Here is a 5145-nt window from a genome sequence, read left to right on the forward strand (position 1 = left end):
ACCTGCGTGGGCACCGACAGCCACACGCCGCATGTGGATGCGCTGGGCGTGATCGCCATCGGCGTGGGCGGCCTGGAGGCCGAGAACGTGATGCTGGGCCGCGCATCGATGATGCGGCTGCCCGAGATCGTGGGCGTTGAGCTGACCGGCCGACGCCAGGACGGTATCACCGCCACCGATGTGGTGCTGGCGCTCACCGAGTTTCTGCGCAAGGCCAAGGTGGTGGGCGCCTACCTGGAGTTCTTTGGCGAAGGTGCATCCAAGCTCACGATTGGCGACCGCGCCACCATCTCGAACATGGCACCCGAATACGGCGCCACGGCGGCCTTGTTCAGCATTGATGAACAGACGCTGGACTACCTGACGCTGACAGGCCGCGAGGCGGAACAAGTGAAGCTGGTCGAGACCTATGCCAAGGCGGCGGGGCTGTGGTCCGACACGCTCAAAGATGCGGTCTACGCGCGCAACCTGGTGTTCGACCTGTCCACCGTGGTGCGCAACCTGGCCGGCCCCTCCAACCCGCATGCGCGCGTGGCCACGTCCGAGCTGGCCGCGCGGGGCATCGCTGGCCCCTGGGCCATGCCGCCACCCAGCGAAGGCACGATGCCCGACGGCGCCGTGGTCATCGCCGCCATCACCAGCTGCACCAACACCAGCAACCCGCGCAACGTGATCGCCGCCGCGCTGCTGGCGCGCAACGCCAACCGGCTGGGCCTGGCGCGCAAGCCCTGGGTCAAGACCTCGCTGGCACCCGGCTCCAAGGCGGTGGATCTGTATCTGAAGGAAGCGGGCTTGCTGGCCGACCTGGAAAAGCTCGGCTTTGGCATCGTGGCCTTTGCCTGCACCACCTGCAACGGCATGAGTGGCGCGCTCGACCCCGCCATCGAGCAGGAGATCATCGACCGCGACCTGGTCGCCACCGCCGTGCTCTCGGGCAACCGCAATTTCGATGGGCGCATCCACCCCTATGCCAAGCAGGCGTTTCTGGCCTCGCCGCCTCTGGTCGTGGCCTATGCTATTGCAGGCACAGTGCGTTTTGACATCGAAAAGGATGTGCTGGCCGAGGTGGATGGGCAGCAGATTAGGCTCAAGGATCTGTGGCCCAGCGACGAGGAAATCGACGCCGTGGTGCAAACGGCCGTGAAGCCCGCACACTACCGCACCGTGTACGAGCCCATGTTCGCCATCCGGCAGGACGATGGCGAGCGCGTGTCGCCCCAGTACGACTGGCGCCCGCAGTCCACCTATATTCGCCGCCCGCCCTACTGGGACACCGAAGGCGTTGGCGCACTCGCTGCCCACCCGCGCACTCTGCAAGGCATGCGCCCGCTGGCCCTCCTGCCCGACAACATCACCACCGATCACCTGTCGCCGTCCAACGCCATCCTGCCCGGTAGCGCGGCGGGCGAATACCTGGCGCGCATGGGCCTGCCCGAGGAGGACTTCAACTCCTATGCCACACACCGGGGCGACCACCTCACCGCCCTGCGCGCCACGTTTGCCAACCCGCAACTGGTCAATGAGATGGCCGTGGTGGATGGCAAGGTCCAAAAAGGATCACTGGCCCGCGTGGAGCCCGAAGGCCGGGTGATGCGCATGTGGGAGGCCATCGAAACCTACCTGCACCGCCGCCAGCCGCTCATCATCATCGCGGGCGCCGACTACGGCCAGGGATCGAGCCGCGACTGGGCCGCCAAGGGAGTGCGGCTGGCGGGGGTGGAGGTGGTGGTGGCCGAGGGGTTTGAGCGCATCCACCGCACCAACCTCATTGGGATGGGGGTGTTGCCGCTGGAGTTTGAGGCGGGGGTCAACCGCATCACGCTGGGGCTGGATGGGACGGAGGTGTATGGCGTGGAGGGAGACATGCAACCCCGTGCCGACCTCACCCTGGTCGTCCGCCGCAACAATGGTGAAGTCACCCGGGTGCCCATGACATGCCGCCTCGACACCGCCGAAGAGGTCTCCATCTACCAAGCGGGCGGCGTCCTGCAACGTTTTGCGCAAGATTTTCTTGCCAAGAATGTAGGCAAAAAACAGGCTCTTGCGCCCGTCTAGAAAGCACTGTGCGCTATCAAATTTGATATTTCTTCATGAGCATTCACTCCGCACCACAGATCCGCATTCCCGCCACCTACCTGCGCGGAGGCACCAGCAAAGGCGTTTTCTTTCGCCTTGACGACCTGCCCGCCCCCGCCCAGCAACCCGGCCCGGCACGCGACGCCCTGCTGCTGCGCGTGGTGGGCAGCCCCGACCCGTATGGCAAGCAGATCGACGGCATGGGCAATGCGTCCTCCAGCACCAGCAAGGCGGTGATTCTGTCGCGCAGCACGCGGCCAGGGCACGATGTGGATTACTTGTTTGGCCAGGTGTCCATCGACCAGCCCTTCGTGGACTGGAGCGGCAACTGCGGCAACCTCTCTGCCGCCGTGGGGCCCTGCGCCATCCACATGGGGCTGATCGATGCGGCGCGCATCCCGCAAGACGGCACCTTCCCCGTCCGCATCTGGCAAGCCAATATCGGCAAGACCATCGTGGCGCATGTGCCCATGGCCAATGGGCAGGTGCAGGAGACGGGTGACTTCGAGCTGGACGGCGTGACCTTTGCTGCGGCCGAGGTGGCGCTGGAGTTCATGGACCCGGCAGACGATGGCGATGATGGGGGAGCCATCTCGACAGCGCCGGGCCGCCCCAAGCTGGAGAGGTCCCCCTCGGGGGGCAGCGAACCCCACGCAGTGGGGAGCGTGGGGGCGTTATTCCCGACGGGCAACGTGGTGGACACCTTGGAGGTGCCCGGCGTCGGCAGCTTTGCCGCCACGCTGATCAACGCGGGCATCCCCACCATCTTTCTGAACGCACAAGAGCTGGGCTACACCGGCACCGAGTTGCAGAGTGCTATCAATGGCGATGCGGCGGCACTCGCGCGCTTCGAGACCATCCGTGCCCATGGCGCATTGCGCATGGGGCTGATCCGCGCTCTGAGCGAGGCCGCCACGCGCCAGCACACCCCCAAGATCGCGTTCGTCGCGCCACCCGCCAGCTACACAGCCTCCAACGGCAAAGCCATTGACGCCAAAGACACCGACCTGCTGGTGCGCGCGCTCTCCATGGGCCAGCTGCACCACGCGATGATGGGCACGGCGGCGGTGGCCATTGGCACGGCGGCGGCCATACCCGGCACCTTGGTCAACCTGGCAGCGGGCGGTGGCATGCGCAGCAGCGTGCGGTTTGGCCACCCCTCGGGCACCCTGCGTGTGGGGGCCGAGGCAGCGCAGATCAACGGCCAGTGGAAGGTGACCAAGGCCCTGATGAGCCGCAGCGCCCGCATCCTCATGGAAGGCTGGGTGCGAGTGCCCTGCGGTCTTTTTTGAGGTTTTTTGGCCCCTTCCGCGCGTCCATCATTCCTTTATAGCTATAAAAAAAGTAGCAAATCAAGCTCCTTGCGATTCATGAACACCAAACAACAACTCAAAGCCCTTGCCCAGGCCCGCCGGGGCGTGATAGTGCCCGGCGCATTCAACGCGCTTTCCGCCCGTGTGGTGGCAGACCTGGGCTTTGAAGCCCTCTACGTCACTGGCGCTGGCGTGACCAACATGTGGTTTGGCCTGCCGGACCAGGCCTTCATGGGCCTCACCGACATTGCCGACCACACAGCCCGCATCCGCGACGCGGTGGAGTTGCCACTCATCGTCGATGCCGACACCGGCTTTGGCAACGCGCTCAACACCTACCACGCGGTGCGGGTGCTGGAGCGTGCGGGCGCCGACTGCATACAGCTCGAAGACCAGGTCAGCCCCAAGCGCTGCGGGCATTTCAACGGCAAGGAGGTGATCGCTACCTGCGAGATGCTGGGCAAGATCAAGGCTGCCGTGGACGCGCGCCGGGACCCAGACACATTGATCCTGGCCCGCACCGACGCTTGTGCCACACAAGGCTTTGAAGCCGCCGTGGAGCGCGCCCAGCGCTTTCAGGAGGCCGGTGCCGACATCCTGTTTGTGGAGGCCGTCACCACGCTGGACGAGATCCGCGCCCTGCCGCAGCGGCTGGCAGCACCGCAGCTCATGAACATGGTGATTGGCGGCAAGACCCCCATCACCAGCGCCGAAGAACTGGCCGCGCTGGGCTATGGCCTGGTGTTGTATGCCAACGCGGCATTGCAGGGCGCGGTGGCGGGCATGCAAAAAGCGCTCACGGTGCTGCGCGACAACCGACGCATCGACGAAGACCCGGCTCTGGTGGCGCCGTTTGCCGAGCGCCAGCGCCTGGTGCACAAAGCCGAATGGGACGCGCTCGAAACAAAATACACCTGACCGGCGCGCAAGCTACCTGAGCTACCTGAGTAGCAGGTGTAGGTTTGGCTGGTCGTGTGGCACGGCAGGCGCAGGCCCGCGCCCAAGCCCTCTGACACGCAGGGCCAAGCCCCCCTCGCGGCGGGTGTTCACTGCACAATCCGGCCCGCAACACGCCGCGCAGCCACCCACTCCCCACAAGGTTTATCCCCATGCTCTACAACGCCCTCAAGCTCGCCCATGTCCTGTCCATCATCGTGTGGATCGGCGGCATGGTGTTTGCCCATTTCTTTCTGCGCCCGGCGGCGCAGTCGCTGGAGCCGCCGCTGCGCCTGCGGTTGATGCACGACGTGCTGCAGCGTTTTCTGGGCGCCGTCAGCGTGGCGGTGGTGGTGGTGCTCGTCAGTGGGCTGTGGATGATCGGCAACGTCGCCCGGCAGGCCGTGCAGTCGGGCGGGAACTTTGCGATGCCGATGGACTGGACCCTCATGGCCACGCTGGGCATCGTGATGGCGGCCATCTTCGGCCACATCCGTTTCGCGCTTTTTCGCCGCCTGCAGCGGGCAGTGGCTGCGTCCGACTGGGCCGCAGGCGGCCAGGCCATGGCCGCAATTCGGCAATGGGTGGCGGTGAACCTGGGCCTGGGCGTGGCCATTGTGGTCATCACCGTGCTGATGTAACCCACAGCAACGCACAGCGCTGGCCGCTGGCCGCAGTGCACCTACTTCAGGCGCGGGCAAGCCGCTGCTGACACGCCCTGGGCCTGCGGCTCCTCTACCATCGGGTAACGAGGAGCCCTGCTACGTGTTCAAGTATTTCGAAAGCCGCCTTCCCCCCTATCCCCCCGCCGAACCCCATC

At 65.7% G+C, this 5145-nt stretch carries 4 protein-coding genes; all 4 read left to right on the top strand.

Annotation, left to right across the window (positions count from 1 at the left end):
• On the top strand, positions 1–2055 hold a 2055-nt coding region (gene acnA, locus DBR12_RS14795), incomplete at its 5' end, for an aconitate hydratase AcnA (protein ID WP_108617959.1).
• Positions 2056–2090: 35 nt separating this feature from the next.
• Positions 2091–3368: a PrpF domain-containing protein gene (locus tag DBR12_RS14800; RefSeq protein ID WP_108617960.1), complete on the top strand. Its 1278-nt coding sequence runs from the start codon at positions 2091–2093 to the stop codon at positions 3366–3368.
• A gap of 78 nt (positions 3369–3446) precedes the next feature.
• Positions 3447–4307, top strand: a complete 861-nt coding sequence (locus DBR12_RS14805) for an oxaloacetate decarboxylase (RefSeq protein WP_108617961.1) — start codon at positions 3447–3449, stop codon at positions 4305–4307.
• A 191-nt stretch (positions 4308–4498) separates the two neighbouring features.
• Complete coding sequence (locus tag DBR12_RS14810) at positions 4499–4966, top strand: CopD family protein (RefSeq protein WP_108617962.1); 468 nt, start codon at positions 4499–4501, stop codon at positions 4964–4966.
• Positions 4967–5145: the final 179 nt, after the last annotated feature.

This window comes from Acidovorax sp. HMWF029 (assembly GCF_003060895.1).
GTDB lineage: Bacteria > Pseudomonadota > Gammaproteobacteria > Burkholderiales > Burkholderiaceae_C > Acidovorax.

What these genes read in the sequence shown, in the direction of transcription:
- DBR12_RS14800 (WP_108617960.1), top strand. Translation starts at nt 2,091, where the DNA reads ATGAGCATTCACTCCGCACCACAGATCCGCATTCCCGCCACCTACCTG.
- DBR12_RS14805 (WP_108617961.1), top strand. Translation starts at nt 3,447, where the DNA reads ATGAACACCAAACAACAACTCAAAGCCCTTGCCCAGGCCCGCCGGGGC.
- DBR12_RS14810 (WP_108617962.1), top strand. Translation starts at nt 4,499, where the DNA reads ATGCTCTACAACGCCCTCAAGCTCGCCCATGTCCTGTCCATCATCGTG.